Here is a 1,236-nt window from a genome sequence, read left to right as displayed (position 1 = left end):
GAGCTGCTGGGCCGGTTCGATCCCGACGCGATCGGGGTTCCCCCCGCAGCCGCGGACTACCGCCGGGCATACGCGCGGGCGCAACGTGAACAGGGCACCCTGCTCGACACCGCCATCCTCTCCGCGGACGACCCGGCGGTCACGACGCCCGCCGCAGGCGTGCACCTGGTGCCGCCGCTGACGCGAGACGGTGAGTTCACCCAGGCCGAGCTCGACGCGACACTCGCCGCGCTCCCCCGCGGCACCGCACCCGACGCGGGATTCACCGTCGTGCACGACACCGATTCCCTGCTCGTGCCCTACCTGCCGGACCCATTGGCCACGGGCATCGCGTTGCGCTTCACCGGACATGGCACCGCGAATTGGTGGGCGCACACCGAGCTCGTGCCGCTCACCGGGACCTGGCCCGACGTCGGGACTTGCAGGCTTGTGCTGGAAGACGGCCCCATGCCGCTGGTCTCGGTCGCGGGCGGCGTCGTCACCGTGACACTGCCGCCAGGCGCGACCGCCACGGTCCGCGCGTCGAGCACCCTCGACCAACAGGGGCTCGACCTGCTCGGCATGTGGGACTGGATCGCCGACACCGTGCCCGCCGCGGGCCTGGCCGATGTCCTCGCGGGCAAACACCAGATGTTGACCCCCGGGGAGACCATCGTCCTCGTCCACGCCACCCAGCGTCCCCTCGAGCGGCCGCGCATCCCGAGCGGATTCCGCGCGCACCGCGCTTACGGCGAGACCCACTCCCGCTTCCGGGGATCGCTGGTGTCGCACGCGGCGACGACCGGTCGGATCGACGTCGAGGCGAAGTGGGGCGAGTGGTTCGACGATCCCGCGTCGGGCGAGCCGCCGCGCTTCGTCGATGGCCACACCGGCCACGCCTTCGACCTGCCCACCCCGGAGGGGCCCGACACGATCGAGCTGACCGGCGCGCCGAGCGGTCCGGGCAGCGCCGATCCGCGCCACGAGCTGCACGACACGCTGCACCGGCTCATCACCTACATCCCGACGGCGAGCACCCGGTTCCGCGAGTACCTGCCACCCGCGCTCGCGGCCGACCCCACCCAACTCGCCGTGACCGGTCCCGGGACGGCCATCCACGTTCCCTGCAGCGCCCGATCCGCGCCGCCCTCGGTCCACAGCGTCATGCCGACTTTCCGCTGGTCGGATCTCCCCGAGGACCCCTACGATCCCGCAATCCGGGCCCGGCGCAGGCACGGTGGCCTGCGGGTGTGGCTG

1 protein-coding gene is annotated in these 1,236 nt (G+C 72.7%); it reads left to right on the top strand.

Translation table 11 applies throughout. The features are described from left to right. Positions 1-1,236 (top strand): hypothetical protein (locus tag ACRDSQ_RS09705; protein WP_431420513.1); only part of this gene is annotated, 1,236 nt, incomplete at both ends.

Source organism: Actinokineospora sp. (genome assembly GCF_050699995.1).
Classification (GTDB): Bacteria; Actinomycetota; Actinomycetes; order Mycobacteriales; family Pseudonocardiaceae; genus Actinokineospora.
This window is presented reverse-complemented; position numbering and strand designations above follow the sequence as displayed.